The sequence below is a fragment of the Chryseobacterium sp. GM_Chr_2 genome (assembly GCF_026540445.1).
Taxonomy (GTDB): Bacteria; Bacteroidota; Bacteroidia; order Flavobacteriales; family Weeksellaceae; genus Chryseobacterium.
Genome location: NZ_JALNUD010000010.1, coordinates 58,192 through 75,278 on the forward strand (window position 1 = coordinate 58,192; position 17,087 = coordinate 75,278).

15 protein-coding genes and 1 riboswitch are annotated in these 17,087 nt (G+C 36.6%); of the genes, 1 reads left to right on the forward strand and 14 read right to left on the reverse strand.

The window, feature by feature from the left end; translation table 11 throughout:
* Positions 1–34 precede the first annotated feature (34 nt).
* The 14 genes from OXQ85_RS15195 to OXQ85_RS15260 form a co-directional block, all read right to left on the reverse strand.
* Complete coding sequence (locus OXQ85_RS15195; RefSeq protein WP_267405538.1) at positions 35–2,314, reverse strand: DUF5074 domain-containing protein; 2,280 nt, start codon at positions 2,312–2,314, stop codon at positions 35–37.
* A gap of 30 nt (positions 2,315–2,344) precedes the next feature.
* On the reverse strand, positions 2,345–3,532 hold the full coding sequence (locus tag OXQ85_RS15200) for a cell surface protein (RefSeq protein WP_267405540.1): 1,188 nt from the start codon (positions 3,530–3,532) through the stop codon (positions 2,345–2,347).
* Positions 3,533–3,545: 13 nt separating this feature from the next.
* Positions 3,546–4,679 (reverse strand): DUF5074 domain-containing protein, encoded by a 1,134-nt coding sequence (locus tag OXQ85_RS15205; RefSeq protein ID WP_267405541.1) that lies wholly within the window; start codon positions 4,677–4,679, stop codon positions 3,546–3,548.
* Complete coding sequence (locus tag OXQ85_RS15210; protein ID WP_267405542.1) at positions 4,676–6,709, reverse strand: TonB-dependent receptor; 2,034 nt, start codon at positions 6,707–6,709, stop codon at positions 4,676–4,678. Before OXQ85_RS15210 ends, OXQ85_RS15205 begins: the two co-directional genes overlap by 4 nt.
* A 108-nt stretch (positions 6,710–6,817) precedes the next feature.
* Positions 6,818–7,003, reverse strand: a riboswitch (cobalamin riboswitch).
* A gap of 265 nt (positions 7,004–7,268) precedes the next feature.
* Positions 7,269–8,210, reverse strand: coding sequence for a transporter (locus tag OXQ85_RS15215; RefSeq protein WP_267405543.1), 942 nt, complete (start codon positions 8,208–8,210; stop codon positions 7,269–7,271).
* Between the two features lie 11 nt (positions 8,211–8,221).
* On the reverse strand, positions 8,222–9,265 hold the full coding sequence (locus OXQ85_RS15220; protein ID WP_267405544.1) for a cytochrome c peroxidase: 1,044 nt from the start codon (positions 9,263–9,265) through the stop codon (positions 8,222–8,224).
* Positions 9,258–10,079, reverse strand: coding sequence for an MbnP family protein (locus tag OXQ85_RS15225; RefSeq protein ID WP_267405545.1), 822 nt, complete (start codon positions 10,077–10,079; stop codon positions 9,258–9,260). Before OXQ85_RS15225 ends, OXQ85_RS15220 begins: the two co-directional genes overlap by 8 nt.
* Positions 10,080–10,579: 500 nt before the next feature.
* Positions 10,580–10,948 (reverse strand): hypothetical protein, encoded by a 369-nt coding sequence (locus tag OXQ85_RS15230; RefSeq protein ID WP_267405546.1) that lies wholly within the window; start codon positions 10,946–10,948, stop codon positions 10,580–10,582.
* A 3-nt stretch (positions 10,949–10,951) separates the two neighbouring features.
* A complete protein-coding gene (locus tag OXQ85_RS15235; RefSeq protein ID WP_267405547.1) occupies positions 10,952–11,626 on the reverse strand; it encodes a superoxide dismutase in 675 nt (224 codons plus the stop codon).
* 112 nt (positions 11,627–11,738) lie between these two features.
* A complete protein-coding gene (locus OXQ85_RS15240; protein ID WP_267405548.1) occupies positions 11,739–12,419 on the reverse strand; it encodes an SCO family protein in 681 nt (226 codons plus the stop codon).
* Complete coding sequence (locus OXQ85_RS15245) at positions 12,406–12,681, reverse strand: YHS domain-containing protein (RefSeq protein ID WP_267405549.1); 276 nt, start codon at positions 12,679–12,681, stop codon at positions 12,406–12,408. The genes OXQ85_RS15240 and OXQ85_RS15245 overlap by 14 nt, the downstream gene beginning before the upstream one ends.
* 207 nt (positions 12,682–12,888) lie before the next feature.
* Positions 12,889–13,254 carry a hypothetical protein gene (locus OXQ85_RS15250; protein ID WP_346659714.1) on the reverse strand — a complete coding sequence of 122 codons (366 nt, stop codon included), beginning with the start codon at positions 13,252–13,254 and terminating at the stop codon, positions 12,889–12,891.
* 317 nt (positions 13,255–13,571) lie between these two features.
* The gene (locus OXQ85_RS15255) at positions 13,572–15,530 is read right to left on the reverse strand and encodes a heavy metal translocating P-type ATPase (protein WP_267405550.1); all 1,959 of its coding nucleotides are present in this window, start codon (positions 15,528–15,530) and stop codon (positions 13,572–13,574) included.
* A 45-nt stretch (positions 15,531–15,575) separates the two neighbouring features.
* Entirely contained in the window at positions 15,576–15,995 is a 420-nt protein-coding gene (locus OXQ85_RS15260) for a transcriptional repressor (protein ID WP_267405551.1), read from the reverse strand.
* Positions 15,996–16,352: 357 nt separating this feature from the next.
* On the opposite strand from OXQ85_RS15260, the gene OXQ85_RS15265 reads away from it, so the two are divergent.
* Positions 16,353–17,042 (forward strand): hypothetical protein, encoded by a 690-nt coding sequence (locus OXQ85_RS15265; RefSeq protein ID WP_267405552.1) that lies wholly within the window; start codon positions 16,353–16,355, stop codon positions 17,040–17,042.
* Positions 17,043–17,087: the final 45 nt, after the last annotated feature.

Consider the following 17,087-nt stretch of genomic DNA (forward strand, 5'->3'; position numbering starts at 1 on the left):
GCTAAAAAACAAACTTGAATATGCTTGTGAAAAATTAGTTCTTCATCAATTTTTGTTGATAAACTGCTTTGTCCGTAACGATCTTCACGATGTAAATGCCTTTTGCAAGAGTACTTACATTTACTTGTCCGTTTTCGAATTTAGCATTCACTAATCTTCCGGATGCATCAAAAATAGAAATATTTACCACCTTATCCTGTGTCTTGATATTTAAAATATCAGTCGCAGGATTTGGATAAATGCTTAATTCGGTTTTCTTTACCTCAACAGTTGATAAAACTCCGCTTGTCGCATTCACTGTCAGCGTTTTTTCTACCACTTTACCGTTTGAGTTGAAACTTATTACCACCTCAGCAGTTCCGTTTCCTTGTGGTGTTAAAACCAATTCGTCATTCAAATTAATTACCGCAGAAACTACATTTGCATTGCTGTTTGATTTCACTGCTTTTACAATAGAAGCAGAGGCATTATCATCATCCGTAACGATTGTTTTTAAATCGATTGATGTTGCACTATTTACATTAATCTGAATCGGGAAAGTAGCCGCCACCACAGGATTTGTATTATCCGGGAAAACAACGACAGCCGGAAACCAGTAATAATCGTTTAATTTTAAAGTATTGGTTAAAGTTCCGCTGTTATTATAAGTATGAACCCAGTTATTTTGGTAATGAGCTCCGTAACCGTATTCTGTAGTGTTAAGAATCAATTCATCTGTTGTAGGATTCACACGCAGTGCTGCTCCGTAAGGAATTTGTGGGAATGATCCTGTTTGCCCCGGAATCGTTGCAAAATTTTCATTGAATGTTTTGGTAGTTACATCAAACTTCACAATCTGTGTTCCTGAAGAAAAACTATTGATAGAATTGATCCAGTATAATGCATTATTCTGCTTACTTGCGGTAAAGCTTCCTGCATGCCAAGCGCCCCAAGAAGCAAAATATTTTGTGGTTGGAATATTATAAATTGTCGTAGCAAAAGTTGTCGGATGAATATTGACCAACTTTTGATCCTGAATTGCCCAAATACTTCCGTCTTTAGCCTGAACAATAGAATTGAAAGATCCCGAAATTGTCTGAATGACTGTATCTGTATTAGGATCAATAATAAAAATTCCGGCAGCCTGTTTTACGGCAAAAACATATTGAGAAGTTCTGATCATATTCCCGATTTGTCCTGCATAAGCACTTCCACCACCTGTTGTAGGAATGAGAGAACCTACCTGCATATTATCGATATCAAAAGTATAGATTCCGTTAGAAGCTCCAATGTATCCTTTGTGTTCGTTAACGCCTAAGAAAGATCTTCCGTCTCCCCCACCAATCGTATTAAAGCTGGCAATTTTCTGCATGGTTTGTGCATTGGCAACCACTAATCTTCCACCTGGTGTATATTGTGTGTCACCACCATCAGCAGCTTGCTTAGAAACAAAATAGAATTTGTCTCCGTAAATTGTTCCGAATTGCGTAGTTGCCCCAAAAGCTTCATTATTATTCACATTGCTATAAATTCTGTAATTAACGGTTCCATTTGGATTAACAAAATTTACAGAACCGTTGGTGTGGCCAAACCATTCTTCATTCACAATAAAATAGCCATTGGTAAAGTCAGTAGAATTTACATAAGGCGAAACCGGAGTTAATGTAGAAGAAATAGGAAAAGAATTCATATCAACATTAAAATTCCAAACATCCCAAGAACCATTTTGCAATTGTCTAGTTGAAGCACCTACTCCTGAGTATCCAAAATCTGTATCCGCAGGATCTTTCACCCAATACGACCAATATCCGGTTGTCCAGCCAGATTTCCAATGGTCATTCGTATCTGCGGCAGTATAAGAATCAAAATCATATTCCGAAGTATTGATAATCCCTTCTGACGGATACAACGGATACATCGTGTCGCCGTTTTTGTACAATGCGTTGGAATTAATTCCATTCAAATCAAAACCAATTCCGCCCACAGCAGTACCAAACTGAGTTCCCTGTCTCAACAAAGTATAAAATCTGTGATCTGCTTTTGCAATCGCCTTAAGCATATCTTCACCTGTCGCTGTTCCGTTCCATCTGAACCCCCAAACCAAGGCATCAGGATTTTTACTGTCATTCCACTGAATCACCAAAGCTGCTTCGTTGGTTCCTGTGCCTACCCAATACTGAATGTCTGAAAAAGGCAAAGTAGTAGTGGTAAGATTCTGACTTTGCACAGGCAAATTCTGCGAAAGGTCATTTCGGGGCACGCCCTGTACTTTTATCTGCGCATTGGTAAAGCATGCAAACAGAAAAAGCAATGTAAAAAGATAAAACTTTTTCATTTTTATTTAATTTTAGAAATATTATTGAATTTATTTGAGATGTAAATCATACGCTCCGGCAACTTCCGTAGACACTTCGCCCAGCCATCCTGCTTCCTGATTTACCCCGGTATACACTTTCACAAAATCGACTCCAGGAAGTTTTACATATTTTCCGTTTCGATCTACCGCCCAGGAAATATCGATATTGGAAGCTTCGTCATTATTCGGAGCGTTGTCTGCATATCCGAAATCGTAAGACTTTCCTACCCAATATGTTCCGGTTCCACTTTGGTCATGAAAATTATCCTGAAGTTTGGTTCCTGAAAAACCGTAAGATTGATCAGAAAGCCACAACGGATAATAGCTTTGGCTATGGAAGGTATTTTTTGTTTTAAATCCAGAATTCTCCTTATTATCCTCCCATTTGATGTACTCCACATCGGTTTGCCAATACTCATTCCCCGGAACCGGAACTTTATTACTATTGGGTTTGAAGTAAGTTATTGTATAGTCTTTTGTTGTTGTATTTTTAAAATATTCGCTTCCGGCAATTTCGTACCATTCATTATCGTCTGGCTTGCCGTTTTTATTCTTATCATAAGCCACCATGATGATTCCCGGCTCGCAAGATCCTGCGCGGTCTGTAGATCCGTTGGCAAAAAAAGCATTTCCTAGCACTTTAAAATCTCTGCCGTTCATATTCGGAATCGTATGATCGAATCCGAACACCACATAGCCGCCGTAGCCACCAAGGGTAACCATGGAAGAATTTCCTCCTACAAGATAATCATTCGCTTTCTGAATCATCGCTGCTGAAGTACTTCCGTTTTCGTACTCCGGAATTTCATTAATAAACTGACCAACTGCAGGTTTAAAATCTAAAACCTTTGAAATATATTTGCTATAGTTTCCAACCTCGTGGTTCACAATGATTTTTGATTTATAAGTTTGAATATTCCCATTCCTTTCAATTTTCAGTGTTAAAGGATAGGTATCAACAGTCGGGCTGATGAATTCCAGTTCTGAATTTTGTGAAATAATAGAATCTCTAATACTCCATGTTACATTTGCCGATACGTTTGTAGGAATGCTCAAGACATTAAAACGGTCAATAGAATACGATTCTTCAAGACCATTAAAAGTAAAATCGTCGTCATCACTTTTACAGGCGGTGATTCCAACAAATAATATGGCTAAAAGTGAGGTCTTTATATATTTAAAGTTGTTGTTCTTCATCGTTCAGATTTAATTATTTATATAAAAAAGCAAAGTGAGCAGGAATATTTCCGCCTTCAGTTTTCCATTTGAATTTTCCATTCTTATCAAAACAATAGACATATCCTGTGACCACATAATTTCGGGCATCGGTAATATAAATATCTTCGGTGATAGGATTTACGGCAATTCCGTAAGGCGCTTTTATGGCATCCACATATTCCTGATCGATAATTTTTGTGGAAATAACCTGCTCGGTTTTAACATCGATAATTCCGAAAGTTTTGGTGTAAGAATGGGTATTATAATTAAATTCGTTTCCATAATAATAGAGTTTATCATTTACGATCGTCATTCCGCTTACGGCAACATGAAAATCTTTTTTTACGACTCCAGTTGCGGCATCCAGTAAAAACAAACTCGAAGGAATATTATAATAATCTCCTCTCGAACTCACATACAAATCGCCATAATTGTCTTTTTGCAAACGGTGAAGATTAATCGCCACATTTATTTTCTTAGTCTCAGTAAAAGTGGTAAGATCGATCACCGACACGGTTTTATCATAATTCGGGAATTTATATCCTCCGGAATTGGCAACAAATAACTGATTTCCCACAATATCCATCTCCTCAGGCTGATATCCAACGACTACTTCTCTCTGAATAGAAAGCGAAGCCGTATCAATTTCAACCACTCTTCCAGGCGGAGAATTCGGATCCAATGCTACCGGACCGGCGTAGCTGCTCGCATAGATTTTATTTCCTTTAAAATTCAGGTAACGGCAATTCTGCAACTGAATCGTTTTGATTCGTTTTGCCGTTTTGGCATCCATCACTTCAATTTTATTGGAAACATTGATAACGGCATAGAGCTTTCCGCCATACACCATAATATCATTTCCTACGTCGCCAAGCTCTTTCACAACCGTTGGATTCGTTTCCGCATAAATATTTCTGCGGTAGGTACCGGTGGTATAATCAAAAAAATCGAGGGTCGATTTATTACTCCCCATATTCCCTTCATTTAAAAGATAAAAACCTTTGATAGCCGTATTTTCGGGCTGAGTAAGTGTTTCTCTTTCTTCGGGAACCACCACATCATCTGTTCTGCATGAAAGCAGAAAAAGTAAAGTAAAAGCCAGTAAAAAAAAGTTGAGTTTTTTCATAACATAAAGCTTAAGATCAGTTTAAAATTTCTACCCGGCATCGGATAGTTTTTCACAACTTCATAATTTTGGTTGAAAATATTATTCACCTCAAAACTCACCTTGAAATCGTGTGAAAGCCAATGGAATTTCCTTTGCACAGAAAGGTCATGCGTATACCAGGGCTGAATATAATTGTACTGAATATTATTTAATTGTCCGTCATAGCGCTCCCCTACATACATTCCGCTGTAATTGAAACTCCAGTCTTTGTAATCTGCCATCATCGTAAACGTTCCGGCATGCCATGGAACATAAGGAATCTGATCACCGTAATTAGACTCGCTCGGATCTGTTAAATCTCTTGCACTTTGATAGGTATAGCTCAACAATGGCTTCAACCTTACATTTCCCACATTGATCTCGACCTGAAGATTGACATCGGCTCCGATAATTTCAACGTTTCCAAGATTGGTCATCGTCCATCGAAACAAATTAGCAGTCGGCATCGCGACGATTTTATTTTCTACGACATTGTAATAACCGTCTACTTTTAAATAAATGCCTTTAAAATTCTGATGATCAAAAAGTTTCTGATAGGTAAAACCCACGTCATACTGATTCGTATATTCGGGTTTCAAAAGCGTATTCCCGATCATTGTATAATAGAGATCGTTAAAAGTCGGCATTCTGAAAATCCTTTTATAGAAAGCTCTTACCGTAAAATCGTTGGAGTCAAAAGGTTGATAACTCGCAAAAATTGAAGGTGTCCACTCTGTTTTATCGGGAGCATTGTAATTCTTTTGTACATTTTCATTAATAAAAGTTCCCAAAACGCTTCCCAATACCTTAAACTGATTCCATTGATAGGTTGTTGCAAAAGCGACCAACGAAGTATAACGTGTTGGATATGAAAAATCGATTAAATTGGCATCCAGATTATTATACTGAAAGTCGAAACTTGCACTCACATCCCAGTTTGGAGTAATAGAATATAAATTGGAAGAAGAAAAATACACTTCTCTTTGGATAAAAGTATTGTCGATTCTTAATGCGGTATCTCCAACATTTAAAGTATCTGCAAATCTTGTGTAATCATAAGCAAATTTTGTTTTGAACTGAGTTTCAAAATTTCTGAATATTTTCTTTCTAAACTGTCCCTGAACAAAATAATTTTCATCCCTCATTCTAGAACCTCGCGGAATAAAACCATTGCTGATAATAGCTGCCGGAACCCCACGATCCGATAAATATCCGTATCCTCTTATGCTCCAGTTTCCATTGTTTAAATTTCCGTTTAAGCTGGTCTCAAAACGTTTTGAAGTCACATCAGAATCATATCTTTTAGCAATGGTATCATACGCCGTAGAACCGTCATTATTTTTTTTTGCGGCTCTGAATTTATAAATACCATCCGTCTGCAAATATTCCGAGCTGAAACTTGCCGCAATTTTATCGGTAATCTTTTGCTCTAAACGAAAAGAAGGATTAAAAAGCTGGATAGAAGAAGATTTTGTCCTTAGAATCAAATTTGTTTTTCTACCATTTCTAAAAGTCGGAGTTTTAGCCTGCATATAAATAGAACCCGACGAACCAAAATCTTTAGCCGGTTGAAAAATTTCACTTTTTTGTCCGTTATAAAGAGAAATTTCCTCAATATCATCTAACGAAAATTTACCAAGATCAACCACTCCATTTTGAGCATTTCCCAATTGAATACCGTCATAGAAAACCCCAACATGCTGGCTTCCCATGCTTCGAATATTCACGGTTTTTAAGCCGCCAACTCCGCCGTAATCTTTGATCTGAACTCCTGAAAAATACCTCAGTGCATCGGCAACCGACTGACTGTTGAGTCTTTCCAGCTGTTCTCCCGAAAGCGTTTGTGCAGGAAGAATTTCTTTAAAATTCTTTTTGTAAATATTGACCGGAAGAATCGTCTTCTCCTTAATCGTATCTTTTTTGGATTGTGAAAACAACAATTGCGCTGTTAACACAAAAACTGCGAAAACAACCTTATAGAGTTGAGATGTAAGAACTTTTGCCACCATTAGCTCATTTAGATAATGATGACGCTAATGGATATAAGAATACACCGATAAAGCGCAGTCGTAAACCACACAAGATCAATGATGTCCTAAGCTTTATTCCACGAAAGCGTCAAACGTTTATGGTCTGGCAGGTCTTCTGACTTACTCCGTTTTTGAAATCCTTCCCATTAAAAAACAGTGGATATTATCATCAAAAACTTTGGTGTGGAGCTTACAGCAGCGGGTCTGTCCCGGATTTTCACCGGATTCCCTTTTAAGCGCTTTTTATGGCTCACCAGATTGCGGCAAAGATAGAAAATAAATCACAGAATCAAAATTGAATTTAATAAATTGATTTACAAATACATAAACGCTGAAATTAATTTATTGAAATGATATTTTTTAACGCAAAGTTTTATTCGCTGTTGTTAATATTTTTAAGGAGCAAAGAATGAATCAATTAAAAATTGATTTGAGGAAGTAAGTGTTTTATGCAGCTTCATCAAACAGCTTTGCTATTCATCTTTACTCCTTTAAATGAAAAGGAGTTTAAATAAATCTTTATGTTAAAAAAATTAATTTAAATCCCAAAATTCAGGAAAACACTAAAACGCGATTTCGCTTGAATATCACCTCCCGCCAAATTGGAATATACCGGAAGCATGATTTCACTTCCCAAACTGATTTTTTTATAAGAAGCCTCAAAACCCAGCTTTCCATACAAAGCACTTCCTGCCGTTCTTGGTAATGCTTCGTTAAACTGTTTATTTTGATCAAAAACTTCTCCTTGCAAACCCGTTTTTCCTGAGAAAATTATTCTATCATTCTCAACAAACTGATAAAAACCTGTTGCAGCATAATTCCATTGATTTCCGAAATTGTAATGCTTTTTATTTTCTGTTTTAATGGTATAATCTGTATTCATCAACAAAGCGATTTTATTTTTCTGGAATTTATAATTCAGTACCATCTGGTAATCCCAACTCCCTGTTCCCAGCTGAAAACTTGGATTTACCCCCGTAATTCCTTTTTCATCAAATTTCCCCAACGGAACTTTTATTCCTACGCCACCGTTCAGCTGATGAATATTATTCTTAGAATTTAGCAGTTGATAGATTCCCATAATATTAAAATCTCCGATTCCGTTGATATTTATATCTCCCTGCAATGTCTGTTTCTCGTGAAAATGAAACGGTAGACTTCCATAAACACTCAGTTTTTGCGTTACCGGAATTCTTGCCCACAACTGAATGGTATTAAAATACTGATCTTGAGTTAAATCTTTTACAAACAGATTTTCTTTGGCTTTATAATGTTGGGCAAAATATTTAATTCCAATAAACTGAGGATTCAGTAAAGATTCAAAACCTGAAGAGCCGTTTCCTGCTCCGCAACCGCAGGCGTCACAATCATCAAAAAAATCTTGGTGAACCTCATCAGGAATATAAAGGCTGTCACTCTTAGGTTTAGCCTGATTTAAATTAAATAAAATCAAGCTTATGATTAAAAATATTTTATTCATGTTTAAAAAAATTATTCCGCAAATTTTGGATTAGATATGAAATTTTTATCAGACAAGGTTTTCAGGAAAGTAATGATTAATTGTTTTTCCTGAGTATTCATAGCAATTCCGAGGTGACCGTTTTGTTTTAATCGAGGATCCAAATTGGGATTATCTTCCACGTTATCCGAGTAAAAATTCAACACGGCTTCCAAAGTATAAAACCTGCCATCATGCATATAAGGCGCTGTGTATTCAACATTTCTTAAACTCGGAACCCGGAATTTCATCCAATCTACCTGTTCCAGCGTTACGCGATAACGCCCGGCATCTTTAAACTGCGTATTGTAATACATTCCTGTATTTCTAAAACTTTCATCGGTAAACAATTCTCCGCTGTGGCATGATGAACATTTTTGTTGAAATAAATTCATTCCTTGTAGTTCTTCTGAAGAAAAATTTTCTTTTCCTTGCTTCATCCGATCATATTTAGAATCTGCAGAAATTAGAGTAACCATAAATTTCGATAACGCCTTTAGAATTCTATCTCCTGTAATATTTTCATCGCCATACGCTGCTTTGAATAATTTTTTATACTTCGCATCCGCATTTAATTTGGACACAATTTCCGGAATCGAGCTGTCCATTTCATTCACATCTGTGATCGGACTGATAGGCTGTTCGTTCAGGTTATGAATGACCCCATCCCACATATACCGTTGTAAAAAAGCCATATTCTGAATCGGCGGAGCATTTCTGATTCCAATTCTGTCATCAACCCCATGACTTACCGTGTGACCATGATGGGTGAAAGCATTTTCCTGAATATGGCAGAAGCCGCAGGAAATGGTATTATTTCGCGAAAGCCTGCCTTCATAGAATAATTTTCGTCCGAGCTCTACTCCATTTTTAGTCAGAGGATTTTCTGAAGAATCAAATGTCATTTTTGAGAAATAAGACGGATATTCCAAAGCATAAGGCTCATTTTTCTCAATGGGTTCAATTACCTCATCCGTACAGGAAATAAAACTCAAAAAAGAGAAAACAAACAAAACTGTTTTAAGTAACTTAATCATTATGAACGTGATCTACTTTAAACATTTTGGTCAGGTTATTCGTTACATTTACTAGATGCTGGCTGGACCCCATCATCATATCATTTGTAGAATTTAAACTCAATGTATTTTCGCCGCTTAAAAACTGATTCAGATCTGCCAGAATATGGATAGAAGGCGTAATTTGCGTACTTACTCTTGCGGTTGTTGGTAAATCCAAAGTAATCTCGCGGTAAAGATCGGGCGTGTTGTTGGCGGTTACATTACCCATATTTCCGGTGTGATTCATAAATTCTGTCTGCGGAGAAGCGGTTCCGTATTTTCCTTCCAGCTTTACAAAGACATAGCCCGCCGCCCAGGACCAGGTCATTCCTTTCTGTTTGGCTTTGGTCCAGAATTCCGCCTGCCCGTCCTGCCCCAACAAGTAAGCATTCTGGCTGAGTCCTAACCCGAATTTAACTTTTTTGTAATTTCTTTTTGGAACCTCATCGAGATTAATGTAGACGATTCCCGCCACCGCATCAGCCTGATCGATGATAAAAGCGCCTTTATCGGGATTATTTTCGTTGTATTTGAATTCATTTCCGGCTTCGTCCACCAAACTGATATTGCTGATGATATATTTTAAAGCAGAAAAGTTATGTTTTTGACCTTGTGATGAGGTCTGAGTGGTTTGATTCAGCACAATATCTCCGAGATTATTAAAGCCATTTTCAAATTTGATTTGTAGTTTTCCGGAAGTGGTATCTTGAGACTCGTCTTCGTCGTTATTTCGGCATGAAGTAAAAGTGAATAAAATAATTACTGCTGAGAGTAATGATAAAAATTTGTACATTTTTTAATTTATTTTTTAGAAGTAAAATTTGGTGAATTCAGCAGTGTTGACTTAATTTAAAAGCTATCTTCTTTTGTCTTAAAACAAAAAATCAAGATCAGGAACTGAATGCTAAAAATTAATAATCCATCCTAAAATTCCCAAAACATATGCGAATTCAATAGTTTGTCTTCGTAACTGAATGAGTCTCGCGCTTCGAACAATGGGAATTTTTTAACGGATTTATTTTTAATTTTCTTAACGCTTCATTTTCCGAGGTCGTTTTAATGGAGTTAAGGATTGACATTTTCTCTTTCCTTTATCATTAAACCTGACTTCTGTGTGAATTCACGTTACAATAGGTTGAAATGACCTCCATCGCGATAGGGATGGAAGCGGCTATCCTTTTTTTGGATTCTGACGCAAGGAAGAATCTAAAAAAAGATAGGAGCGGACAGCCCGACCCGAGCGGTTGGAAAAGCCAGGGAAAGGGAATCGCCCAAAAATATTGTGATGTTATTCTAAAAAACAGGAGGTCTGAAAATGTGTTTCAGAAAAAGAAAAGAATACGCCGAATGGTAAATAAAAGTGAAATTTGTAAAGTCCGGCTTTTCGGTTTTTTTGATATTGGCAACGGCAGGCAGAAGGTAGATATCGAGTAATTTCTGACCTGAATTTTTGGCTTTGCTTACTGGAGAAGAATCGCTGTCATTTGCTTTTGCGAGTTCTTTTCCGAGGTAACATTTTCCGTTACAGTGAAGCTCGGGTTTGTTTTTGTTGATACATAAAACTTCCGAAATATAAGTATAATTTACAGCATACTCCGCCAATGGCATCAGAGGTCTGAATACCACAAATAAGGTGAGGAATATGCTGCAAATAAAGTTCATGAATTATTTTTTAGTGATCGCTTCTTCGTATCTTCTGCTGATCTCTTTCCAGTTGGTTACGTTCCAGATTGCTGTTAAATAATCTGCTCTTTTGTTCTGATATTTCAGATAATAGGCATGTTCCCAAACATCGATCCCGAAAATAGGCGTTCCTTTTTCTTCTACCACATCCATCAACGGATTATCCTGATTAGCTGTCGACGAAACAAATAGTTTACCATTTTTATCTACCGAAAGCCATGCCCAACCTGAACCAAAACGATCTGCACCTGCTTTGGCCATTTTTGCTTTAAAAGCATCCATACTTCCGAACGCATCGGTGATTGCTTTCATTAATTTTGCGGAAGGCTGCGTATTTTTTACCGGCGTAAGAACCGTCCAGAACAGCTCGTGATTGTAATGTCCACCCGCATTATTTCTTACTGCAGCAGGTAGTTTAGAAGCATTCGACATGATCTCGAATAAGGTTTGCTTTTCCTGTGGAGTTCCGGCAATGGCTTTATTCAAATTAGCAACATAAGCCGCTGCATGCTTTGAATAATGGATCTCCATCGTCTGGGCATCGATATTTCCTTCCAATGCATTATATGCATACGGTAAAGGTGTTTGTTTGAATTGCGCAAATGCAAATTGCGCCGCAAAAACTGCACTTAAAGCAGCTATTTTCAAAATCTTCATAACTTTTTGTTTTTTATGGTTTATATTTTGGCGGGAAGATGGGAACTGGAGGCGGAAAGTTTACTACTATGCGTTAATAACTTCCATCTTCCTGCATCCATCTTCCTGCCCTTTACTTCAATAATTTCTTAATATCCTCGATCAGCAATTCTCTGTCGGGATGATATTTTCCGGTAAGTGCAGGAACTTTTCCTTCCGGATCGGAATAATTTAATCCTGAATAATACAAAATCGGCATATTTTCTTTATTAAAACGACAACGCAAATTCCCGTCCTGATCTACCAACGCGATCATTCCGCTATGGTTGAGGTTTTCACTTTCGTCTTCTTTATCGCCTACATAAATATCAAACTGATCGGCAAGATTTCCGATATACGCTCTGTCGCCCGTTAGAAAATGCCAGTTGGGAGATTTTGCTCCAATCTTTTTTGCATGTTCTTTAAGCAACTCCGGTGTATCATTTTCAGGATCGATGCTGATGGAGATAATTCCGAAATTTGGATCGTTGATTTCATCTTCTATTGCCCGCATATTGGTGTTCATCACCGGACAAATCGTTGGGCATTTACTAAAGAAAAACTCTACCAGATATACTTTTCCGAGCATATCTTTATTGGTGATCTTTTTATTGTTCTGATCCGTCAGTTCAAAATCAGGAACTTTCATGATCGTATAAAGATTCTTTTTAAAATATCCCATTCCTACGCCAATAATTAAAAAAAGCAACGCAATCACCCCGATCGGAATAATCAACTTGCGCTTTGTATTGTTTTGCTTTTTAGTTTTTGACATACTTTTCAGGATTTTTCTTGAATTCGTCTTTACAGTAAGCACTGCAAAAACCGTACGTTTTATTTTTGTACACCGCTGTATCTTTCATGTCGGGCTCTGTCGGCATATGGCAAATTGGGTCTACCGCGTTGGCAAATTTTACCGTTTTTACATTCTGTTTGGCAGCAGTTGTTTTACTTTTATGCTTTACTTTAGGTGTTTCCTGAGCACACGCCATTAATGAAACCGACAAAAATGCAGTTAAAATAAGTTTTGATTTCATTTTAAATTAAATTGAAATTAATGATGATTTTGAATAAAATGGATTGATATTTTAAACTAAACTTAATATTGATCTTGTTTTTAAACGCAAGGCTTGCAAAGCTTTTTCATAAACTTCATCTTATTATGTTCGCAACGGCGTTAACACTCAACAAAAGATAGCTAAGTTTACTTCAATATTAAACTATAAAATTAGTTTAAATAAATTTTAGGCTAAAGGAGGATGGAATATTCGGTTGAAATATTCGAAAGAATGGAAATTATCATCAAACGAGTTGGGATTTTTTTCCGGAACTTTCGTTTGAATTTTAGTTAAAAAAGAAAGAATTTCATTTGACAAAAAAACGTCCAGACCTGCAATTTTTACATTTTGGGTATTGTTGGATTGCTTTTCAGTTTTTGCCAATTCTTTTTTTACGAAGCATTTCCCTTTACAGGTAGACTGAGGGATATTTCTGTTTTCGCAAAGATTTTTTACGATATAGTCGTAATTAACCGCATAATTAATCAATGGCAATACGGGACGTAGCGCGATCGTAAAAATGACAAATATGGAAATGAAAAACTTCAACAATGAATTCTGTAGTACAAATATACTACTGAAATTTGTTTTTCATGTTAATTTATGATGAAAGTCATTTCTAGTGGATGGATTTCGGTTAATAGTTGAAAGAAGTTTAAGTTTTTCTCTCGCAGATTTTGCAGATAGCGCAGATTTTTAGTTTAATGATCTGCTGAATTTGCTTGATTGGCGAGAGAATCTTGTTCTTGTCCATTTTTTATTTCCCACAGATTTACACAGATGTTTATTTTTTTTCGTAGATTTTGGAGATGGCAAAGATTTTTAGTTTAAAAATCTGTCGAATTTACTTGATCTGCGAGAGAAAATATTTAAAACTTCATTCTCTGAATTCTAACTGCATTTAAGATCGCTAATAAAGCCACGCCAACATCTGCAAAAACAGCTTCCCACATAGTTGCCAAACCTCCGGCACCGAGCGCTAAAACGACAGCTTTTATTCCGAATGCAAGGATAATATTTTGCCACACGATTTTTTTTGTCTGCTTTCCGATATTGATTGCCATTGGAATTTTACTCGGCTGATCATCCTGAATTACAACGTCTGCTGTTTCAATCGTGGCATCACTTCCCAATCCGCCCATTGCAATGCCGACATCGCTTAAAGCGACAACTGGAGCATCATTCACTCCATCGCCCACAAAAGCTACGGTTTGATTTTTTGCTTTCAGCTCTTTTACTTTGTTCACTTTATCTTCCGGAAGCAGATCGCCAAAAGCATTTTGAATTCCTAATTTTTCTGCAACATAATTTACAACAGAAGATTTGTCACCGCTCAACATTGTGGTATTTACATGCAATGCTTTTAATTTTTTTATCGTTAATTCGGCATCTGGTTTAATGGAATCTGCAATCGTTAAATAGCCCACAAATTTTTGATCGTAAGCGACAGCAATTAAGGTATAGACCATATTTTCAGTATTAATGTCATAATTGATGTTGAACCTATCCATCAACTTGAAATTTCCTACTAATAACTGTTTCCCATTAATCGTTGCTTTTAAACCATGACCAGCAATTTCCTCAACATTTTCAAATTGCAAAGAATGATCAATTTCGCCCACAAAATCATGAATGGCGGTGGCCACGGGATGCGAACTTTTACTTTCAAGCGCATTGACGAATTTTAAAATTTCATCTTTATCAAATTCATTGCTAAAATTTACTTCCTGAACTTTAAAAACGCCTTCCGTCAGGGTTCCGGTTTTATCCATTACGACATTTTGAATATCGGCTAGAACGTCGAGAAAGTTACTTCCTTTAAATAAGATTCCGTTTCGGCTTCCTGCTCCAATTCCTCCGAAATAACCTAATGGAATGGAGATCACCAAAGCACAAGGACATGAAATCACCAAAAATACCAACGCTCTGTACAGCCAATCTCTGAATTGATAATCAGAAACAAAAAAGTAAGGCAGCAATGTAATTCCGATCGCTAAAAAAACAACAATTGGCGTGTATATTTTAGCAAACTTTCTGATAAAAAGTTCGGTGGGTGCTTTTTGGGCAGTGGCATTCTGAACGAGCTCTAAAATTTTACTCAGTTTGCTGTCTTTGTAAGCGGTGGTAACTTTTACCAAGCTTACAGTATTCAGATTGATCATTCCCGCAAGAACAATTTCTTCTTTTATCTTCGTATCGGGTTTACTTTCTCCGGTTAATGCTGCGGTGTTGAATGAAGCATTTTCAGATAATAATTCGCCATCCAATCCTAGTTTTTCTCCTGATTTTAACTGAATAATTTCTCCGATATTAACTTTTTCAGCCTTAACTGTCTGTGGTTTTCCATCTTTTATAATGGTAACCTCATCAGGACGCTGATCGAGTAAAGATTTGATATTGGTTTTTGCTCTGGTAACCGCCATCGCCTGAAAAACTTCACCTACAGAATAGAAAAGCATCACCGCAACACCTTCCGGATATTCGCCAATAGCAAAAGCTCCAACAGTTGCTATACCCATCAGAAAAAATTCAGAAAAAACATCCCCATTTTTAATGCTTTCAAAAGCCTCTTTTAAAACAGGCAAGCCAACGGGAACATAAGCGATTAGATACCAAACCAGACGAATCCAGCCGGTAAACCAATCGGGTTTTATATAATTGTCTAAAGCGATTCCAATTAATAACAAAGCAAAAGAACCCATCGCAGGAAGGAACATCTGAAATGTAGATTTATCTCCTACATCATGCGAATGCCCGTGATCATGATCGTGACCTTCGTGGTTGTGGCTGTGTTGTTTTTTAGGTTTTGTACTGCAACATTCTTCCATAACTTAAATATTTTACTCAAAGTTATGGCGAAACCCAATGCAATACTATTGCAAACTTTCGAGACAGTTTTCACAAATTCCTTTTGCAAAAAGCCTGATTTCATCAATTCTGAAATTGGTCTGAATATTTTCAGGAACCGAAATATCTTCTTTGCAAGTAGTCTGCTTGCAGATTTTACAGTAGAAATGAAGATGCCAGTCTTTGTGGGTACTTTCATCACAACCATCGTGACAAAGTTTGTATTTCGTCGTGGTATTTTCCTGAATTCCGTGAACAATTCCTTTTTCTTCGAAAGTTTTCAACGTTCGGTAAATCGTAGTTCGATCTGCATTTTCAAAATGATTTTCAATTTCAGACAAAGATAGCGCGGCTTTCTGAGAACTTAGAAAATCATACACCAAAATCCTCATGCTTGTGGGTTTTGTGTTTTTGTCGATCAGCTTATTTTCGATGTCTGCTTTCATGTTGCAAGGAATTTTGGTTGAGTAAAGTTAAGAGTTTTTAACGGTTAAGTTAACATGATATGAATATGTAATCGTAATATAAAAAATCTCTTGTTCGGGAAATTATTTTTTTATAATTTCGCAGCAGAAACACAAATTCTACCCATCTCTACCCACTTTAAAATTTGCTTTATTTAAAAAAATAAGCTGATGCTGCATTTGATAATTAGTACATTTCCTTAAACATCTAGGGATTTAAGTAAAAAAATAGGAGCTCACGCGCTTACACAAGGTTTCCTTGCCACAGTACAAGGAGGAAACTTTTTGGGGGGAGCACTAAGTGGTGCATTTGCCAGTGCTTCTGGTGATTTGCTGGGTATGGCAACAGATAACTTAGGAGCTAACAATATATTAAGAAGTGATACATTTGCATTATTTAACGGAGCTGTTAGTGGTGGTGTGGATTCTGTACTTGGAGGTGGAAACTTTTGGATGGGTGCAGGCCAAGGATTGGTTGTTACTGCTTTTAATTTCTTGGCGCATAGAATTGATATTACTAATAAAATACGAACAAGAATTAATAAATATTATAATAATACTAGTGTAGCAGATGCTTCAGTAAAGGAAAATTTTTTAAATGATCTATCACAAATTTTTCCAGAGATTTATAATGTAAGTGCAAAAAATTTTGCTATAGCAAATGAACAAAACTTAACCGACTTTAACAATAATACGGGAACAGATTACGTACTTAAGGATAACAAGTTATTAAGCAACGGAGGAACTGGTGATCCTGTAAACGGAGGAACATCTATGGGAGATGGCATCGTTTTAATTTCTCCACATCGAATGAGAACAGCATTAGGCTTTGCTGCAACTTGGTATCATGAAGGAATACATTCTATACATACAGTTACAGGAATGTATCAAGCTTGGAAAGCAAAATACGGAGTAGCAGAAGCTACCAGAATAACTGAATTTTATGCTCACAGTATGACAGATGGAATATCAGGAGTAAATATGAAATTTTCCGCTGCATTCAGTAGCAGATATTATCCATCAATATAATATATTCAATCACTATTTTCATCATTTTTAAGACCCTAGAATAAT

Bases quoted from the DNA above. Each gene is read 5' to 3' on its own strand.
- OXQ85_RS15195 (WP_267405538.1), bottom strand. From the start codon at position 2,314: ATGAAAAAGTTTTATCTTTTTACATTGCTTTTTCTGTTTGCATGCTTT.
- OXQ85_RS15200 (WP_267405540.1), bottom strand. From the start codon at position 3,532: ATGAAGAACAACAACTTTAAATATATAAAGACCTCACTTTTAGCCATA.
- OXQ85_RS15205 (WP_267405541.1), bottom strand. From the start codon at position 4,679: ATGAAAAAACTCAACTTTTTTTTACTGGCTTTTACTTTACTTTTTCTG.
- OXQ85_RS15210 (WP_267405542.1), bottom strand. From the start codon at position 6,709: ATGGTGGCAAAAGTTCTTACATCTCAACTCTATAAGGTTGTTTTCGCA.
- OXQ85_RS15215 (WP_267405543.1), bottom strand. From the start codon at position 8,210: ATGAATAAAATATTTTTAATCATAAGCTTGATTTTATTTAATTTAAAT.
- OXQ85_RS15220 (WP_267405544.1), bottom strand. From the start codon at position 9,265: ATGATTAAGTTACTTAAAACAGTTTTGTTTGTTTTCTCTTTTTTGAGT.
- OXQ85_RS15225 (WP_267405545.1), bottom strand. From the start codon at position 10,079: ATGTACAAATTTTTATCATTACTCTCAGCAGTAATTATTTTATTCACT.
- OXQ85_RS15230 (WP_267405546.1), bottom strand. From the start codon at position 10,948: ATGAACTTTATTTGCAGCATATTCCTCACCTTATTTGTGGTATTCAGA.
- OXQ85_RS15235 (WP_267405547.1), bottom strand. From the start codon at position 11,626: ATGAAGATTTTGAAAATAGCTGCTTTAAGTGCAGTTTTTGCGGCGCAA.
- OXQ85_RS15240 (WP_267405548.1), bottom strand. From the start codon at position 12,419: ATGTCAAAAACTAAAAAGCAAAACAATACAAAGCGCAAGTTGATTATT.
- OXQ85_RS15245 (WP_267405549.1), bottom strand. From the start codon at position 12,681: ATGAAATCAAAACTTATTTTAACTGCATTTTTGTCGGTTTCATTAATG.
- OXQ85_RS15255 (WP_267405550.1), bottom strand. From the start codon at position 15,530: ATGGAAGAATGTTGCAGTACAAAACCTAAAAAACAACACAGCCACAAC.
- OXQ85_RS15260 (WP_267405551.1), bottom strand. From the start codon at position 15,995: ATGAAAGCAGACATCGAAAATAAGCTGATCGACAAAAACACAAAACCC.
- OXQ85_RS15265 (WP_267405552.1), top strand. From the start codon at position 16,353: ATGGCAACAGATAACTTAGGAGCTAACAATATATTAAGAAGTGATACA.